The organism is Enterobacter sp. CC120223-11, assembly GCF_900215375.1.
Taxonomy (GTDB): Bacteria; Pseudomonadota; Gammaproteobacteria; order Enterobacterales; family Enterobacteriaceae; genus Scandinavium.
The window spans coordinates 116,998-134,224 of record NZ_OBEF01000007.1; the positions used below are offsets into that span (position 1 = coordinate 116,998).

16 protein-coding genes are annotated in these 17,227 nt (G+C 56.2%); 13 read left to right on the forward strand and 3 right to left on the reverse strand.

Annotated features, from left to right (window positions below):
* The first annotated feature begins 2 nt into the window (after positions 1-2).
* From murD to mutT, 12 genes are all read left to right on the forward strand, one after another.
* A complete protein-coding gene (gene murD / locus CRO87_RS10380) occupies positions 3-1,319 on the forward strand; it encodes a UDP-N-acetylmuramoyl-L-alanine--D-glutamate ligase (protein WP_097162971.1) in 1,317 nt (438 codons plus the stop codon).
* Entirely contained in the window at positions 1,319-2,563 is a 1,245-nt protein-coding gene (gene ftsW / locus CRO87_RS10385; RefSeq protein WP_097162866.1) for a cell division protein FtsW, read from the forward strand. Before murD ends, ftsW begins: the two co-directional genes overlap by 1 nt.
* On the forward strand, positions 2,560-3,627 hold the full coding sequence (gene murG / locus CRO87_RS10390; RefSeq protein ID WP_097162867.1) for an undecaprenyldiphospho-muramoylpentapeptide beta-N-acetylglucosaminyltransferase: 1,068 nt from the start codon (positions 2,560-2,562) through the stop codon (positions 3,625-3,627). The genes ftsW and murG overlap by 4 nt, the downstream gene beginning before the upstream one ends.
* A gap of 58 nt (positions 3,628-3,685) precedes the next feature.
* On the forward strand, positions 3,686-5,161 hold the full coding sequence (gene murC, locus CRO87_RS10395; protein WP_097162868.1) for a UDP-N-acetylmuramate--L-alanine ligase: 1,476 nt from the start codon (positions 3,686-3,688) through the stop codon (positions 5,159-5,161).
* The gene (locus CRO87_RS10400; protein WP_097162869.1) at positions 5,154-6,074 is read left to right on the forward strand and encodes a D-alanine--D-alanine ligase; all 921 of its coding nucleotides are present in this window, start codon (positions 5,154-5,156) and stop codon (positions 6,072-6,074) included. The genes murC and CRO87_RS10400 overlap by 8 nt, the downstream gene beginning before the upstream one ends.
* Before the next feature lies 1 nt (position 6,075).
* Positions 6,076-6,912: a cell division protein FtsQ gene (gene ftsQ / locus CRO87_RS10405; RefSeq protein WP_097162870.1), complete on the forward strand. Its 837-nt coding sequence runs from the start codon at positions 6,076-6,078 to the stop codon at positions 6,910-6,912.
* Complete coding sequence (gene ftsA / locus CRO87_RS10410; protein ID WP_097162871.1) at positions 6,909-8,165, forward strand: cell division protein FtsA; 1,257 nt, start codon at positions 6,909-6,911, stop codon at positions 8,163-8,165. The genes ftsQ and ftsA overlap by 4 nt, the downstream gene beginning before the upstream one ends.
* Before the next feature lie 61 nt (positions 8,166-8,226).
* On the forward strand, positions 8,227-9,378 hold the full coding sequence (gene ftsZ, locus CRO87_RS10415; protein WP_097162872.1) for a cell division protein FtsZ: 1,152 nt from the start codon (positions 8,227-8,229) through the stop codon (positions 9,376-9,378).
* 100 nt (positions 9,379-9,478) lie between these two features.
* Complete coding sequence (gene lpxC / locus CRO87_RS10420) at positions 9,479-10,396, forward strand: UDP-3-O-acyl-N-acetylglucosamine deacetylase (RefSeq protein WP_097162873.1); 918 nt, start codon at positions 9,479-9,481, stop codon at positions 10,394-10,396.
* Between the two features lie 265 nt (positions 10,397-10,661).
* A complete protein-coding gene (secM, locus tag CRO87_RS10425; RefSeq protein ID WP_097162874.1) occupies positions 10,662-11,162 on the forward strand; it encodes a secA translation cis-regulator SecM in 501 nt (166 codons plus the stop codon).
* A 59-nt stretch (positions 11,163-11,221) separates the two neighbouring features.
* Complete coding sequence (gene secA, locus CRO87_RS10430) at positions 11,222-13,927, forward strand: preprotein translocase subunit SecA (RefSeq protein WP_097162875.1); 2,706 nt, start codon at positions 11,222-11,224, stop codon at positions 13,925-13,927.
* Between the two features lie 61 nt (positions 13,928-13,988).
* Positions 13,989-14,381, forward strand: coding sequence for an 8-oxo-dGTP diphosphatase MutT (gene mutT, locus CRO87_RS10435; protein ID WP_097162876.1), 393 nt, complete (start codon positions 13,989-13,991; stop codon positions 14,379-14,381).
* Here mutT and yacG read toward each other — a convergent pair.
* Genes yacG through coaE form a run of 3 tightly spaced genes read right to left on the reverse strand, consistent with a single transcriptional unit; the run spans position 14,378 to position 15,950 of the window.
* Positions 14,378-14,572 (reverse strand): DNA gyrase inhibitor YacG, encoded by a 195-nt coding sequence (yacG, locus tag CRO87_RS10440; protein WP_097162877.1) that lies wholly within the window; start codon positions 14,570-14,572, stop codon positions 14,378-14,380. The genes mutT and yacG overlap by 4 nt on opposite strands.
* A gap of 14 nt (positions 14,573-14,586) precedes the next feature.
* A complete protein-coding gene (gene zapD, locus CRO87_RS10445; protein WP_097162878.1) occupies positions 14,587-15,330 on the reverse strand; it encodes a cell division protein ZapD in 744 nt (247 codons plus the stop codon).
* On the reverse strand, positions 15,330-15,950 hold the full coding sequence (gene coaE / locus CRO87_RS10450; RefSeq protein WP_097162879.1) for a dephospho-CoA kinase: 621 nt from the start codon (positions 15,948-15,950) through the stop codon (positions 15,330-15,332). The genes zapD and coaE overlap by 1 nt, the downstream gene beginning before the upstream one ends.
* 227 nt (positions 15,951-16,177) lie before the next feature.
* Here coaE and CRO87_RS10455 point away from each other — a divergent pair, with 227 nt between their 5' ends.
* On the forward strand, positions 16,178-17,221 hold the full coding sequence (locus CRO87_RS10455; RefSeq protein ID WP_097162880.1) for a GMP reductase: 1,044 nt from the start codon (positions 16,178-16,180) through the stop codon (positions 17,219-17,221).
* Positions 17,222-17,227: the final 6 nt, after the last annotated feature.

The window sequence follows — 17,227 nt, forward strand, 5'->3', positions numbered from 1 at the left end:
TGATGGCTGAATACCAGGATAAAAACGTTGTCATCATCGGTCTGGGAATGACCGGGCTGTCCTGCGTCGATTTCTTCCTCGCCCGCGGCGTAACGCCGCGCGTGATGGACACTCGCGCCACGCCACCGGGGCTCGATAAGCTGCCGGAAGAGGTGGAGCGTTATGTCGGTGGTCTGAATGACGACTGGCTGCTGGCGGCGGACCTGATCGTTGCCAGCCCTGGTATTGCCCTTGCACATCCTTCCCTGAGCGCAGCTGCGGATGCGGGCGTGGAAATCGTCGGCGATATTGAACTGTTCTGCCGTGAGGCGCAGGCGCCGATCGTCGCCATCACTGGTTCCAACGGCAAAAGCACCGTGACCACGCTGGTGGGTGAAATGGCGAAAGCGGCAGGCGTGAACGTCGGCGTTGGTGGCAACATTGGTCTGCCCGCGTTAATGCTGCTGGACGTCACCCGCGAACTGTACGTGCTCGAACTTTCCAGCTTCCAGCTGGAAACGACCAACAGCCTTCAGGCGGTTGCCGCGACGATCCTCAACGTCACTGAAGATCATATGGACCGGTATCCGTTTGGTTTGCAGCAGTATCGCGCCGCCAAACTGCGCGTCTATGAGAATGCTAAAACCTGCGTGGTGAACGCCGACGATGCGCTGACCATGCCGGTTCGCGGGGCTGATGAGCGCTGCGTGAGCTTCGGCGTCAATATGGGCGACTATCACCTGAACCGCCAGCAGGGCGAAACCTGGCTGCGCGTGAAGGGTGAGAAGGTCCTGAACGTCCGTGAAATGAAACTCTCCGGACAGCACAACTACAGCAACGCGCTGGCCGCACTGGCGCTGGCGGATGCCGCCGGTTTGCCGCGCGCAAGCAGCCTGAAAGCGCTGACCACCTTCGCCGGCCTTGCGCATCGCTTCCAGCTGGCGCTGGAGCATAACGGCGTGCGCTGGATTAACGATTCGAAAGCGACCAACGTCGGCAGCACCGAAGCGGCGCTGAACGGCCTTCACGTGGACGGCACGCTGCACCTGCTGCTCGGCGGTGATGGCAAGTCGGCCGATTTCACGTCGCTGAAAACCTGGCTGAAAGGCGACAACGTGCGCCTGTGGTGCTTCGGTCGTGACGGCGATGCGCTGGCAGAGCTGCGCCCGGAAGTGGCGACTCGCACTGAAACCATGGAGCAGGCGATGCGTCAGCTTGCGCCACAGCTGAAGTCCGGCGATATGGTGCTGCTCTCTCCGGCCTGCGCCAGCCTCGATCAGTTCAAGAATTTTGAGCAGCGCGGGGATGTGTTTACCCGCCTGGCGAAGGAGTTAGGCTGATGCGTTTATCTCTCCCTCGCCTGAGAATGCCGCACCTGCCGGGATCGGGGATCCTGGTCTGGCTGTTCGCCGCATTGAAGGGCTGGGTGATGGGCTCCCGCGAGAAAGATACCGACAGCCTGGTGATGTACGATCGTACCCTGCTGTGGCTGACGCTGGGCCTTGCGGCCATCGGTTTTATCATGGTGACTTCGGCCTCGATGCCGGTCGGGCAGCGCCTGGCGAACGATCCGTTCCTGTTCGCGAAACGCGACGGGTTGTACATCGTGCTGGCGTTCTGTCTGGGTCTGGTCACGCTGCGCTGGCCAATGTCCTTCTGGCAGCGCCACAGTACCGCGATGCTGATCTTGTCGATCGGCATGCTGCTTATCGTACTGGTGGTGGGCAGCTCGGTGAACGGGGCATCGCGCTGGATTGCCTTTGGCCCGCTGCGTATTCAGCCTGCGGAATTTACTAAGCTGTCGCTGTTCTGCTACATCGCCAACTACCTGGTGCGTAAAGGCGATGAGGTCCGTAACAACCTGCGCGGCTTCCTGAAACCGATGGGTGTGATTTTCGTGCTGGCGATCCTGCTGCTGGCACAGCCAGACCTCGGGACCGTGGTCGTGCTGTTTGTCACGACGCTTGCGATGCTGTTCCTTGCCGGGGCGAAGCTCTGGCAGTTCATCGCGATTATCGGCATGGGGATTTCGGCGGTCGTGCTGCTGATCCTGGCCGAACCGTATCGTATTCGTCGCGTAACCTCTTTCTGGAACCCGTGGGAAGATCCGTTCGGCAGCGGCTATCAGCTGACGCAATCTTTGATGGCGTTCGGACGCGGAGAGATGTGGGGGCAGGGCCTCGGCAACTCGGTACAGAAACTGGAGTATTTACCGGAAGCGCATACCGACTTCATCTTCGCCATCATTGGTGAAGAACTCGGCTACGTCGGTGTGGTACTGGCGCTTTTAATGGTATTCTTCGTCGCTTTCCGCGCCATGTCCATTGGCCGCAAGGCGCTGGAGATTGACCAGCGCTTCTCAGGTTTTCTGGCGTGCTCTATCGGCGTGTGGTTTAGCTTCCAGGCATTGGTAAACGTGGGCGCGGCGGCGGGAATGCTGCCAACCAAAGGTCTGACGCTGCCGCTTATCAGCTACGGTGGTTCCAGCCTGCTGATTATGTCGACGGCCATTATGCTGCTGTTGCGAATTGATTATGAAACGCGTCTGGAAAAAGCGCAGGCGTTTACACGAGGTGTTCGATGAGTGCTCAGGCGAAGCGGTTGATGGTGATGGCGGGCGGGACCGGCGGACACGTGTTCCCGGGGCTGGCCGTGGCGCACCATCTGATGGATCAGGGCTGGCAGGTTCGCTGGCTCGGTACCGCCGATCGTATGGAAGCAGACCTGGTTCCCAAACACGGCATCGACATCGATTTCATTCAGATTTCAGGTCTGCGTGGAAAAGGCCTCAAGGCAATGCTTTTTGCGCCGATACGTATCTTCACGGCCTGGCGTCAGGCACGCGCAATTATGCAGCGTTTTCAACCTGATGTCGTGCTGGGGATGGGCGGTTATGTCTCTGGGCCTGGCGGTTTAGCGGCCTGGTCGCTGGGTATTCCTGTAGTGCTGCATGAGCAGAATGGTATTGCGGGCCTGACCAACAAATGGCTGGCGAAAATTGCCACCACCGTGATGCAGGCGTTCCCTGGTGCGTTTCCAAAGGCTGAAGTCGTCGGCAACCCGGTTCGCACAGACGTGCTGGCGCTGCCGCTTCCCGAGCAGCGTCTTACCGGGCGCGAAGGTGAAATTCGCGTGCTGGTGGTCGGCGGATCACAGGGCGCGCGCGTGCTGAATCAGACCATGCCGCAGGTTGCCGCGAAACTGGGCTCTGCTGTCACTATCTGGCACCAGAGCGGGAAAGGCGCGCAGCAGACCGTTGAGCAGGCGTATGCCGATGCCGGTCAGCCGCAGCATAAAGTGACGGAGTTTATTGACGACATGGCCGCCGCCTACGGTTGGGCCGACGTGGTAGTTTGTCGTTCGGGCGCGCTGACGGTCAGCGAAATTGCCGCCGCCGGGCTGCCTGCGATTTTTGTGCCGTTCCAGCACAAAGACCGCCAGCAGTACTGGAATGCGCTGCCGCTGGAAAAAGCGGGCGCCGCCACCATTTTTGAGCAGCCGCAGTTTACGGCCGAAGCCGTGGCCAGCACGCTGGCAGGCTGGGACAGAAAGGCATTGCTGGATATGGCAGAGCGGGCACGAGCCGCCGCCATTCCGGATGCGACCGAGCGGGTCGCGAAAGAAGTGAGCCTGGCCGCGAAGGCCTAATCATCGCAGCGCCTTTTTGCGCTGCACGAATTTTTAAGTAGTCGATGGCGTTTAGAGAATGAATACACAACAACTGGCAAAACTGCGTTCCATTGTGCCCGAGATGCGTCGCGTCCGGCACATCCACTTTGTTGGCATCGGCGGTGCTGGCATGGGCGGTATTGCCGAAGTGTTGGCCAATGAAGGGTATCAGATCAGCGGTTCGGATTTAGCGCCGAACCCGGTGACTCAGCAGCTGACGGCGCTGGGTGCCACGATTTATTTCAATCATCGCCCGGAAAACGTGCGTGATGCGAGCGTGGTGGTTGTGTCCACTGCGATTTCTGCGGATAACCCTGAAATCGTTGCCGCGCATGAAGCGCGTATTCCGGTTATTCGTCGCGCAGAGATGCTGGCCGAGTTAATGCGTTTCCGCCACGGCATCGCGATTGCCGGGACCCACGGCAAAACGACCACCACCGCAATGGTGGCAAGCATTTATGCGGAAGCAGGGCTGGATCCGACCTTTGTGAACGGCGGTCTGGTGAAAGCGGCAGGCGTTCACGCTCGTCTTGGCCACAGCCGTTACCTGATTGCCGAAGCAGACGAAAGCGACGCGTCGTTCCTGCATTTGCAGCCGATGGTGGCGATCGTCACCAACATCGAAGCCGACCATATGGATACCTACCAGGGCGACTTCGAAAATTTAAAGCAGACGTTCATTAATTTCCTGCACAATTTGCCGTTTTATGGACGTGCAGTCATGTGCGTGGACGACCCGGTAATTCGCGAGCTGCTGCCGCGCGTGGGCCGTCAGACTACAACTTACGGCTTCAGCGATGATGCTGATGTGCGCGTAGAAGAGTACAAACAGATTGGCGCCCAGGGTCACTTTACGTTGATTCGTCAGGACAGCGCGCCGTTGAAGGTCACGCTGAACGCGCCGGGCCGCCACAACGCCCTGAACGCGGCGGCGGCGGTTGCGGTAGCAACAGAAGAAGGCATCGAAGACGAGGCCATTCTGCGCGCACTGGAAAGCTTCCAGGGCACCGGTCGCCGCTTTGATTTCCTCGGTGAGTTCCCGCTGGAAGAGGTGAACGGCAAGTCCGGCACCGCCATTCTGGTGGACGATTACGGTCACCACCCGACGGAAGTGGATGTCACCATCAAGGCTGCCCGCGCGGGCTGGCCGGACAAAAACTTGGTGATGGTGTTCCAGCCGCATCGCTATACCCGTACGCGCGATCTGTACGACGATTTCGCCAACGTGCTGACGGAAGTGGATTCCCTGCTGATGCTGGAAGTCTATGCCGCAGGTGAAGCGCCGATTCCAGGTGCCGACAGCCGCACGCTGTGCCGCACCATTCGTGGGCGTGGCAAGGTTGACCCGATTCTGGTGTCTGACCCGGCGAAAGTGGCTGAAATGCTGGCCCCGGTGCTGACCGGTAACGACCTGATCCTGATTCAGGGTGCGGGAAATATCGGCAAAATCGCGCGGAACTTAGCTGAAATCAAACTCAAGCCGCAAACTCAGGAGGAAGAGCGTCATGGCTGATAGAATCGCTGTCCTCCTCGGCGGCACCTCTGCTGAACGTGAAGTGTCCCTCAATTCAGGCGCGGCAGTGCTGGCAGGTTTGCGCGAAGCGGGTATTGACGCACACGGCGTTGACCCGCGCGACGTCGATATTACGCAGCTGAAAAACGAAGGCTTTAGGAAAGCGTTTATTGCCCTGCACGGTCGCGGTGGGGAAGATGGCACGCTTCAGGGGCTTCTTGAGCTTATTGGCCTGCCTTACACCGGCAGTGGCGTAATGGCATCGGCGCTGTCGATGGACAAACTGCGCAGCAAACTGCTGTGGCAGGGCGCAGGATTGCCCGTTGCGCCGTGGGTGGCTTTGACCCGCGCACAGTTCGCAAAAGGCATGAGCCAGGATGAGCAACAGCGCATTGCGGCACTGGGTTTACCGCTGATCGTCAAGCCAAGCCGTGAAGGTTCCAGCGTTGGCATGTCAAAAGTGACCGAAAGTGGTGCATTGCATGATGCCTTAACGCTGGCTTTTCAGCATGATGAAGAAGTTCTCGTCGAAAAATGGTTAAGCGGCCCGGAATTTACCGTCGCGGTGCTCGGTGAAGAAATTTTACCGTCAGTTCGCATCCAACCGGCCGGAGTCTTCTATGATTATGAGGCGAAGTATCTCTCTGACGAGACGCAGTATTTCTGCCCTGGTTGTGAAGATCTGAACCGTGAACAAGAAATGCGCGCCCTGGTGCTTAAAGCCTGGACTGTTTTAGGTTGCTCAGGCTGGGGACGCATTGACGTGATGCAGGACAGCGATGGTCAACTCTATCTGCTGGAGGCGAACACCTCTCCAGGGATGACCAGCCACAGCCTGGTGCCCATGGCGGCGCGTCAGGCGGGCATGAGCTTCTCGCAGTTGGTAGTACGTATTCTGGACCTGGCGGGTTGATATGTCGCAGGCAGCACTGAACACACGGAACCGTGAAGAAGAGGACGATATTGCTTCTTCACGCAGGAATAATGGAACGCGTCTTGCAGGTATTGTGTTCCTGCTCGCGGTATTATGCACCGTGTTGATGAGCGGCTGGATGGTACTGGGCTGGATGGAAGATGCGCAGCGTCTGCCTTTATCCAAGCTGGTGGTGACCGGTGAACGGCACTACACGAAAAATGACGATATTCGCCAGGCGATTCTGGCGCTCGGTTCGCCGGGCACGTTCATGACGCAGGACGTGAATATTATTCAGAGTCAGATCGAACGCCTGCCCTGGATCAAGCAGGCAAGCGTTCGCAAGCAGTGGCCGGACGAATTGAAGATTCATCTGGTTGAATATGTGCCGATTGCACGCTGGAATGATCAGCATATGGTCGATAGTGACGGAAACGCGTTCAGCGTCCCGGCAGATCGCACCAGCAAGCAGAATCTGCCCATGTTGTATGGCCCGGAAGGCAGTGAGAATGAAGTGCTGCAGGGCTATCGCGATATGGGACAGATGCTGGCAAAAGGGAAGTTTACGTTGAAAGTGGCGGCGATGACCGCACGCCGCTCCTGGCAGCTGACGTTGAGTAACGACATCAAGCTGGACCTGGGGCGTGGCGATACGATGAAACGGCTTGAGCGCTTTTTAGAACTCTATCCTGTTCTTCAGCAGCAGGCGCAGACCGATGGCAAACGGATTAGCTACGTTGATTTGCGTTATGACTCAGGCGCGGCAGTAGGCTGGCAGCCCGCTCCCGTAGAGGATACACATCAACAACCGAATCAGGCACAGGCAGAGCAACAATGATCAAAGCGACGGACAGAAAACTGGTAGTAGGACTGGAAATTGGTACCGCGAAGGTAGCCGCTTTGGTAGGGGAAGTTCTGCCCGACGGAATGGTGAATATTATCGGCGTGGGCAGCTGCCCATCCCGGGGTATGGACAAAGGCGGCGTTAACGACCTGGAATCCGTGGTGAAATGCGTTCAGCGCGCCATTGACCAGGCTGAACTGATGGCTGATTGCCAGATCTCATCCGTGTATCTGGCGCTTTCAGGCAAACATATTAGCTGTCAGAATGAAATCGGCATGGTGCCGATTTCCGAAGAAGAAGTGACCCAGGAAGACGTTGAGAACGTGGTGCACACGGCAAAGTCCGTACGCGTTCGTGATGAGCATCGTGTCCTGCACGTTATTCCGCAGGAGTACGCCATTGACTATCAGGAAGGGATCAAAAACCCTGTCGGCTTGTCTGGCGTGCGCATGCAGGCGAAAGTGCATCTGATTACCTGCCACAACGACATGGCGAAAAATATCGTCAAAGCCGTGGAACGCTGTGGCCTGAAAGTTGACCAACTCATTTTTGCCGGGCTGGCATCGAGTTATTCCGTGCTGACGGAAGACGAACGTGAGCTGGGCGTCTGTGTGGTCGATGTCGGCGGTGGTACTATGGACATCGCCGTGTATACCGGCGGTGCGCTGCGTCATACCAAAGTTATCCCGTATGCCGGGAACGTGGTCACCAGCGACATCGCTTACGCCTTCGGTACGCCACCAAGCGATGCCGAGGCGATTAAAGTTCGCCACGGCTGTGCGCTCGGCTCTATCGTCGGCAAAGACGAAAGCGTGGAAGTGCCAAGCGTGGGTGGTCGTCCACCGCGCAGCCTGCAGCGCCAGACGCTGGCCGAGGTCATCGAGCCGCGTTATACCGAGCTGCTGAACCTGGTGAACGAAGAGATTTTGCAGTTGCAGGAACAGCTGCGCCAGCAGGGTGTCAAACACCATCTGGCGGCAGGCATTGTTCTGACCGGCGGTGCGGCGCAAATTGAAGGCCTGGCGGCCTGCGCACAGCGCGTGTTCCATACGCAGGTGCGCATTGGTGCGCCGCTGAACATCACCGGCCTGACGGATTATGCCCAGGAGCCTTACTATTCAACGGCTGTGGGCCTGCTGCACTACGGAAAAGAGTCACACCTGAGTGGTGAAGCAGAAGTGGAAAAACGTGTCGCAGTGAGTTCGTGGATCAAACGAATCAACACCTGGCTGCGAAAAGAGTTTTAATTTTTTATGAGAGCGCCGAAAATTGCGCTCTCAGGCGACAGGCACAACGGAGAGAGAAACTATGTTTGAACCTATGGAACTGACCAACGACGCGGTGATTAAAGTCATCGGCGTCGGTGGTGGCGGTGGCAACGCCGTTGAACACATGGTGCGCGAGCGCATTGAGGGCGTTGAATTCTTCGCGGTGAACACGGACGCCCAGGCGTTACGTAAAACTGCTGTCGGTCAGACCATCCAGATTGGTAACGGGATTACCAAAGGTCTGGGCGCGGGTGCTAACCCGGAAGTCGGTCGCAACGCGGCAGACGAAGACCGTGAAGCGCTGCGTGCTGCCCTTGATGGTGCTGACATGGTCTTCATCGCAGCCGGCATGGGCGGCGGTACCGGTACCGGTGCAGCACCTGTTGTGGCTGAAGTAGCTAAAGATTTAGGTATTCTGACCGTTGCCGTGGTGACCAAGCCTTTCAACTTTGAAGGCAAGAAGCGCATGGCGTTCGCGGAGCAGGGTATCGCTGAGCTGTCCAAACATGTGGACTCGCTGATCACCATTCCTAACGACAAGCTGCTGAAAGTGTTGGGTCGCGGCATTTCCCTGCTGGATGCGTTTGGCGCAGCCAATGACGTGCTGAAAGGCGCGGTTCAGGGTATCGCCGAACTGATTACGCGTCCGGGTCTGATGAACGTCGACTTCGCTGACGTGCGCACCGTGATGTCCGAAATGGGCTACGCGATGATGGGCTCCGGTCTGGCAAGCGGTGAAGACCGTGCGGAAGAAGCGGCTGAAATGGCTATCTCTTCTCCACTGCTGGAAGATATCGACCTGTCGGGTGCTCGCGGCGTGCTGGTCAACATCACCGCTGGTTTCGACCTGCGTCTGGATGAGTTCGAAACCGTCGGTAACACTATCCGTGCGTTTGCTTCGGATAACGCGACCGTGGTTATCGGTACTTCTCTCGACCCGGACATGAACGACGAACTGCGCGTGACCGTTGTGGCCACCGGTATCGGTATGGACAAACGTCCAGAAATTACCCTGGTCACCAACAAGCAACAGCAGCAGCCAGTGATGGACCGTTATCAGCAGCACGGCATGGCGCCGTTGACGCAAGAGCAGAAGCCGGTAGCAAAAGTGGTTAACGACAATACGCCGCAGACCACCAAAGAGCCGGATTATCTGGATATCCCTGCATTCCTGCGCAAGCAAGCTGATTAAGAATTAGCTGGAATTTGGGAATCTGCGCTCTTTGTGCTAAACTGGCCTGCCGAATGTATAGTACACTTCGGTTGGATAAGTAATTTGGCGAGATTAAACGATGATCAAACAAAGGACTCTTAAACGTATCGTTCAGGCGACTGGCGTCGGTTTACACACCGGCAAAAAAGTCACACTGACGCTGCGCCCTGCGCCGGCAAATACCGGGGTCATCTATCGTCGCACCGACTTGAATCCACCGGTTGATTTTCCGGCAGATGCCAAATCTGTGCGTGATACCATGCTCTGTACTTGCCTTGTCAACGAGCATGACGTGCGGATTTCAACGGTTGAGCACCTGAATGCCGCCCTGGCGGGTCTGGGTATCGACAACATCATGATTGAAGTCGATGCACCAGAAATCCCGATTATGGACGGTAGCGCTGCTCCGTTCGTTTATCTGCTGCTCGACGCAGGCATTGATGAACTGAACTGTGCCAAGAAATTTGTGCGCATCAAAGAGACAGTTCGCGTAGAAGACGGCGACAAATGGGCTGAATTCAAGCCGTACAATGGTTTCTCGTTGGATTTCACCATCGACTTTAACCATCCGGCGATTGACGGCAGCAACCAGCGTTATGCTATGAACTTCTCTGCGGACGCGTTCATGCGCCAGATTAGCCGCGCGCGTACTTTTGGCTTCATGCGTGATATCGAATATCTGCAGTCCCGTGGCCTGTGCCTGGGCGGCAGCTTCGATTGTGCCATCGTTGTTGACGATTATCGCGTACTGAACGAAGACGGTCTTCGCTTTGAAGATGAATTTGTTCGCCACAAAATGTTGGATGCTATCGGTGACCTCTTTATGTGTGGTCACAACATTATCGGTGCATTCACGGCGTTCAAATCGGGTCACGCACTGAACAACAAATTGTTGCAGGCCGTCCTGGCAAAACAGGAAGCCTGGGAATTTGTGACCTTCGAAGACGAAGCAGAACTGCCGCTGGCGTTCAAAGCACCTTCAATGGTTCTGGCGTAAGCCTGACCATTCAGTAAAATCGACTGGTTAACTCAGGTACTCTCTCCGTCCTGGGTCCCAGTCGTTTTTCTTTTTGTATCTCTGATACCTCTCCCTCCCTTCTCCTGTTGTTAATTTCTGCTTCAAATACGTCCGACAGCTGATTTTGTGAGCACTTTCCCACGTGGTTTTCCGTCATTCCTGCTGCTGGCAAGCGTCATTAGTGGTACTATCTGAACGCTTAAAATTTTTAGTGGGTTGCCTGGTAACGAAGGTGAAAAGGTAAGTGAACGGAATACTGACGCGCTGGCGACAGTTTGGCAGACGATACTTCTGGCCGCATCTCCTGTTGGGGATGGTTGCGGCGGGATTCGGCTTGCCTGCGATTGCCAGTACAGCAGAATCCGCACCGCCAACCAAAACTGCCAGCAGCCACACGGCCACGACGAAGGTTAACTTCACGCATCTGATGCTGGAGGCCAATCGTCGGCCAGCGTTTACCGTCGATTACTGGCATCAGCACGCAATTCGCACGGTTATCCGGCATCTTTCGTTCGCGATGGCACCGCAGGCGCTGCCGGTAGCGGAAGCCTCCGCACCGCTTGAAGTTCATCACCTTGCCTTACTGGATACGCTCAGCGCGCTGCTAATGCGCGAAGGCCAGCCGCCTGCTGCTGTCCATTCTGCATCCGTTCAATCGGAGCCTCCTTCCGATAACATCTTCTCTGTCCGTAGCTGGTTAAGCCAGGTGCAGGGCATCCGCGCCGGACCTCAACGCCTTAGCTGAAAAGAACTCACCTTCAACTAATAACTAAAACTCCGCAAAGCGGGGCGATTGAGACTGTAATCATGCTTAATATTTTGACCAAAGTTTTCGGTAGCCGTAACGACCGTACGCTGCGCCGCATGCGTAAAACCGTTGCACAAATCAATGCCATGGAACCTGACCTGGAAAAGCTCTCTGACGATGAGCTGAAAGCGAAAACCGAAGAGTTCCGTGCCCGTCTGGAAAAAGGTGCCACTGTTGAAAGCCTGATCCCGGAAGCTTTTGCCGTTGTACGTGAGGCGAGCAAGCGCGTGTTCGGCATGCGTCACTTCGACGTACAGCTGCTCGGCGGGATGGTGCTTAACGATCGCTGCATCGCAGAAATGCGTACCGGTGAAGGTAAAACCCTGACGGCAACGCTGCCGGCCTACGTCAACGCCCTGTCTGGCAAAGGCGTTCACGTTGTAACCGTCAACGACTATCTGGCCCAGCGTGATGCTGAAAACAACCGTCCTCTGTTCGAATTCCTCGGCATGAGCGTCGCGGTGAACATGTCCGGTATGCCTGCTCCGGCGAAGCGTGAAGCCTATGCAGCCGACATCACCTACGGCACCAACAACGAATACGGCTTCGACTACCTGCGCGATAACATGGCGTTCAGCCCTGAAGAACGCGTTCAGCGTAAACTGCACTACGCGTTGGTCGATGAGGTGGACTCCATCCTTATCGATGAAGCCCGTACCCCGCTTATCATCTCCGGCCCGGCTGAAGACAGCTCTGAGATGTACAAGCAGGTTAACAAAATCATTCCAAACCTGATCCGTCAGGAAAAAGAAGACTCTGACACCTTCCAGGGCGAAGGCCACTTCTCCGTTGATGAGAAAGCGCGCCAGGTGAACATCACCGAACGTGGTCTGGTGCTGGTTGAAGAGCTACTGGTGAAAGAAGGCATCATGGATGAGGGCGAGTCGCTCTATTCTCCTGCCAATATTATGCTGATGCACCACGTCACCGCGGCGCTGCGTGCGCACGTGCTGTTCGCTCGCGACGTTGACTACATCGTGAAAGATGGCGAAGTCATCATCGTCGATGAACACACCGGTCGTACCATGCAGGGCCGTCGCTGGTCCGATGGTCTGCACCAGGCGGTTGAAGCCAAAGAAGGCGTGGACATCCAGAACGAAAACCAGACGCTGGCCTCTATCACCTTCCAGAACTACTTCCGCCTGTACGAAAAACTGGCGGGTATGACCGGTACGGCAGACACCGAAGCATTCGAGTTCAGCTCCATCTACAAACTTGATACCGTGGTGGTGCCAACCAACCGTCCGATGATCCGTAAGGACATGCCGGACCTGGTCTACATGACCGAAGCCGAGAAAATTCAGGCGATTATCGAAGATATTAAAGAGCGTACTGTTAACGGCCAGCCGGTGCTGGTGGGTACCATCTCTATCGAAAAATCGGAAGTGGTTTCTCAGGAGCTGACCAAAGCAGGCATCAAGCACAACGTGCTGAACGCCAAATTCCACGCCAGCGAAGCCGATATCGTTGCTCAGGCGGGTTATCCGTCCACCGTTACCATCGCCACTAACATGGCAGGTCGTGGTACGGACATCATGCTCGGCGGTAGCTGGCAGGCGGAAGTCGCGCAGCTTGAAGCGCCGACGGAAGAACAAATCGCACAGATCAAAGCAGACTGGCAGGTTCGCCACGACGCAGTTCTGGCGGCGGGCGGCCTGCACATCGTCGGTACCGAACGTCACGAATCACGTCGTATCGATAACCAGCTGCGTGGCCGTTCAGGCCGTCAGGGTGACGCCGGTTCTTCCCGCTTCTACCTGTCGATGGAAGATGCGCTGATGCGTATTTTTGCCTCGGATCGCGTGTCCGGCATGATGCGTAAACTGGGTATGAAGCCTGGTGAAGCCATTGAACACCCTTGGGTAACCAAAGCTATCGCCAACGCGCAGCGTAAAGTGGAAAGCCGCAACTTCGATATTCGTAAGCAGCTGCTGGAGTATGATGACGTCGCCAACGACCAGCGTCGTGCGATCTACACCCAGCGTAACGAACTGCTGGACGTGTCTGACGTGAGCGAAACCATCGCCAGCATCCGTGAAGACGTGTTCAAAGCGACCATTGATGCGCACATTCCGCCTCAGTCTCTGGAAGAAATGTGGGACATCGAAGGCCTTCAGGAACGCCTGAAAAATGACTTCGACCTCGACCTGCCAATCAAAGAGTGGCTGGACAAAGAGCCAGAGCTGCACGAAGAAACCCTGCGCGAACGTATCCTGCAAAGCGGTATCGAAGTGTATCAGCGTAAGGAAGAAGTGGTTGGCACCGAGATGATGCGCCACTTCGAAAAAGGCGTGATGCTGCAGACCCTCGACTCCCTGTGGAAAGAGCACCTGGCAGCGATGGACTACCTGCGCCAGGGCATCCATCTGCGTGGCTATGCGCAGAAGGATCCTAAGCAGGAGTACAAGCGTGAATCCTTCTCCATGTTCGCCGCGATGCTGGAATCGCTGAAATATGAAGTGATCAGCACCCTGTGCAAGGTTCAGGTCCGCATGCCGGAAGAAGTGGAAGCGATGGAAGAGCAGCGCCGCGAAGAAGCTGAACGTCTGGCGCAGATGCAGCAGCTCAGCCATGCTGACGACGACACCGCCGCAGCAGAGTCCCTGGCCGCACAGACCGGCGATCGCAAAGTTGGTCGCAACGATCCTTGCCCATGCGGTTCCGGTAAAAAATACAAGCAGTGTCATGGCCGCATTGCCTGATCACTGCGATAAATAAAAGCTGAGGCGCTGGTAACAGCGCCTTTTTTATGGAGCTAATACAATGAAAACCCTGCAAATCTCGACTGGTATTTTACGTAACGCCGCCGGTGAAATCTTTATTACCCAGCGCGCTGCGGATTCACACATGGCCAACATGTGGGAATTCCCGGGGGGCAAAATCGAAGAGGGCGAAAGCCCGGAGATGGCGCTGGCGCGTGAGCTGTTTGAGGAAGTGGGCATTTTGCCAGAATCCGCTTATCTGTTCGACAAACTGGAATATCAGTTCCCGGACAGGCACATCACGCTGTGGTTCTGGCTGGTAGACAGCTGGCAGGGCGAGCCGTGGGGCAAAGAAGGGCAGCCGGGGCGCTGGGTGGCGCAGAAGGATTTGTTGGCAGAAGAGTTCCCTCCTGCCAACGAGCCTGTGATTGCGAAACTGATCGCCGAAGCTTAAGGCTGTTCTTCGCTCCAGTCGTCGCTTTCGGAAAGATCGCCGGAGCTTGGGATCCGCTTCTCTTCAGCAGCCCATTCGCCAAGATCGATCAGCTGACAGCGCTTGCTGCAGAAGGGGCGGAACGGACTCTGTTCGCCCCAGACGATGCTTTTGCCGCAGGTCGGGCAGTTGACGGTGGTGATATCGGTCATGTGTGCTCCGTTCCTCAGCAGCAGGCCAGTTCAAAGTCCAGACGTTCCGGCACCTGGCCGTTCTCGCTGTCCAGCGGCATGAATCGAATGGCGAAGCGGCTTTTATGTCCGGAAATCTGCGGGTAAAGCTGAGCGTCCAGCGCCAGCTGTAAACGCAGCAGATCGGCATCATCACCGTTGTCCTGGAAGAAGCCGTTCAGGCTGGTCTGTTTACGGTACGGCGCGGAGTTACGGATAAGATCGAGGATCAGGTTCAGCGCCTGGTTCATCGGCTCCAGGCTCTGAAGCCAGTAAGTCACCTGTGCGTCGCGTTTGCTCTGCGGGGCATGAAGCCAGATATGCAGCGTGGGTAAATCGAAGCTGCAACAGCCGCCGGGAATGCTCAGACGCTGGCGAACCAGGCCAACCAGCTTATCTTCACGCAATACCTGCCCGACGCGCGGGGCCGTCATCAGTATGCCGCTGCTCTGCTTCAGCTGCTGGCGCAGCGCTTCGATGCGGGTTTGATCGACGCCCGGCACTTCGTCCCACTGCTTCAGTTTACGCTGCTGGCGCTCCAGCTCTTTCAGCAGTTCTGTGCGCACTTCACCGCGTTCGAACACGTCCAGTAAATCCGCAATGTTTCTGAAAAAATGCAGGGCGCTGGCGTGATCCTGCACCGGCAGATTGCTGTTGAGCTGCTGAATCAGAAACTCAATTCGCAGCCATGTGCGCATTTTCTCATTCAGGGGATGTTCAAAGAGGACGTGGGTGTGCATTACGGTTTTTCCTGTAAATCGGCCTGATGCGCCAGCTTCAGATAGCGGGCGTGCAGGCGGGCTACATCCAATGCGATGGCATCTGGTGCGCCGTTGTTATCAATGACGTCATCCGCCACGGCAAGACGCTGTTCGCGTGTGGCCTGGGCGGCAAGAATTTGTTTCGCATGGTCTTCAGACACATGATCGCGCTGAATAGTGCGTTTCAGCTGAGTTTCGACGGAAACATCGACCACCAGCACCCGGTTGGCTTTTTGCCAGAGCTTGTTTTCCACCAGTAGCGGCACAACCCACAGAACATATGGGGAGGTTGCCTGCTGCATCTGGCGTTGGGTTTCCTGCTGAATCAGAGGGTGGAGAAGGGCATTCAGCCAGGCTTTCTCGGCGGCATGAGCAAAAATACGTTCACGAAGCAGGCGGCGATTCAGGCTGCCATCCGCCAGCAGCATCTCTGCGCCATAGCGAGTGACGATTGCCTGTAGCGCCGGGCTTTCCGGTTCGACAACCTGACGGGCGATAATATCGGCATCAATCACGTGTGTTCCCAGGTCTGCAAAGGCATTCGCGACGGTACTTTTCCCGCTGCCGATGCCGCCTGTTAACGCCACTATATAGCCCATAAACCCTGTCCCGTGAAGAATAACCAATGCAAATCAATTGGTTAAAATATGCATTTCTGACCACTACCCTAACAAACGTGAATGCCGCCGTTCACCAGGTAAATTTGAACGATTGTAGCGTAAAAAAAGTGAAAATCGCAGTCTTGCGAAGGGATGATTACTGCGTATGATAGCGTCACTGGAGTTGTGCTTAGTCCTTTTTTGCCTCTAACCCCAGGAATCCCTACATGCGTATCGAAGAAGATCTGAAGTTAGGTTTTAAAGACGTTCTTATCCGCCCTAAACGCTCTACCCTCAAAAGCCGTTCCGAAGTTGAACTCGAACGCGAATACACCTTTAAGCATTCTGGTCAGAAATGGTCTGGCGTACCTGTTATTGCGGCAAACATGGATACCGTTGGGACTTTTGCAATGGCAAAAGCACTGGCGTCGTTTGGTATTCTGACCGCCGTTCACAAACACTATTCTGTTGAAGAGTGGAAAGCCTTCACGGCGAGCGTCTCTGACGATGTTCTGAAGCATGTCATGGTTTCTACCGGCACTTCTGATGCGGATTTCGATAAAACTAAACAGATTCTGAATCTGCATTCGGCGCTGAATTTCGTCTGCATTGACGTGGCGAACGGCTACTCCGAGCACTTCGTTCAGTTCCTGTCGAAAGCGCGCGCAGCCTGGCCGACTAAAACTATCTGTGCCGGTAATGTGGTCACTGGCGAAATGTGCGAAGAGCTGATTCTGGCTGGTGCAGATATTGTTAAAGTCGGGATCGGTCCGGGTTCCGTATGCACCACTCGCGTTAAAACGGGTGTGGGTTATCCGCAGCTTTCTGCCGTAATTGAATGTGCCGATGCCGCGCACGGCCTTGGCGGTCAGATCGTCAGCGATGGCGGCTGCACCATGCCGGGTGACGTAGCGAAAGCCTTCGGCGGCGGCGCGGACTTCGTGATGCTCGGCGGGATGCTGGCCGGTCACGAAGAGAGCGGTGGCACCGTGGTGGAAGAGAACGGTGAGAAATTCATGCTGTTCTACGGCATGAGCTCCGAATCAGCGATGAATCGCCACGTTGGCGGCGTTGCAAAATACCGTGCAGCTGAAGGTAAAACCGTGAAGCTGAAACTGCGTGGGCCGGTAGAAGATACCGCGCGTGATATCCTCGGAGGCCTGCGTTCTGCCTGTACGTATGTCGGCGCAGCGCGCCTGAAAGAGCTGACCAAGCGCACCACCTTTATCCGCGTTCAGGAACAAGAGAACCGCGTGTTCAACAGCCTGTAATGTTGT

Coding starts and splice junctions, on each gene's coding strand:
- murD (WP_097162971.1), top strand. CDS start 3: ATGGCTGAATACCAGGATAAAAACGTTGTCATCATCGGTCTGGGAATG.
- ftsW (WP_097162866.1), top strand. CDS start 1,319: ATGCGTTTATCTCTCCCTCGCCTGAGAATGCCGCACCTGCCGGGATCG.
- murG (WP_097162867.1), top strand. CDS start 2,560: ATGAGTGCTCAGGCGAAGCGGTTGATGGTGATGGCGGGCGGGACCGGC.
- murC (WP_097162868.1), top strand. CDS start 3,686: ATGAATACACAACAACTGGCAAAACTGCGTTCCATTGTGCCCGAGATG.
- CRO87_RS10400 (WP_097162869.1), top strand. CDS start 5,154: ATGGCTGATAGAATCGCTGTCCTCCTCGGCGGCACCTCTGCTGAACGT.
- ftsQ (WP_097162870.1), top strand. CDS start 6,076: ATGTCGCAGGCAGCACTGAACACACGGAACCGTGAAGAAGAGGACGAT.
- ftsA (WP_097162871.1), top strand. CDS start 6,909: ATGATCAAAGCGACGGACAGAAAACTGGTAGTAGGACTGGAAATTGGT.
- ftsZ (WP_097162872.1), top strand. CDS start 8,227: ATGTTTGAACCTATGGAACTGACCAACGACGCGGTGATTAAAGTCATC.
- lpxC (WP_097162873.1), top strand. CDS start 9,479: ATGATCAAACAAAGGACTCTTAAACGTATCGTTCAGGCGACTGGCGTC.
- mutT (WP_097162876.1), top strand. CDS start 13,989: ATGAAAACCCTGCAAATCTCGACTGGTATTTTACGTAACGCCGCCGGT.
- yacG (WP_097162877.1), bottom strand. CDS start 14,572: ATGACCGATATCACCACCGTCAACTGCCCGACCTGCGGCAAAAGCATC.
- zapD (WP_097162878.1), bottom strand. CDS start 15,330: ATGCACACCCACGTCCTCTTTGAACATCCCCTGAATGAGAAAATGCGC.
- coaE (WP_097162879.1), bottom strand. CDS start 15,950: ATGGGCTATATAGTGGCGTTAACAGGCGGCATCGGCAGCGGGAAAAGT.
- CRO87_RS10455 (WP_097162880.1), top strand. CDS start 16,178: ATGCGTATCGAAGAAGATCTGAAGTTAGGTTTTAAAGACGTTCTTATC.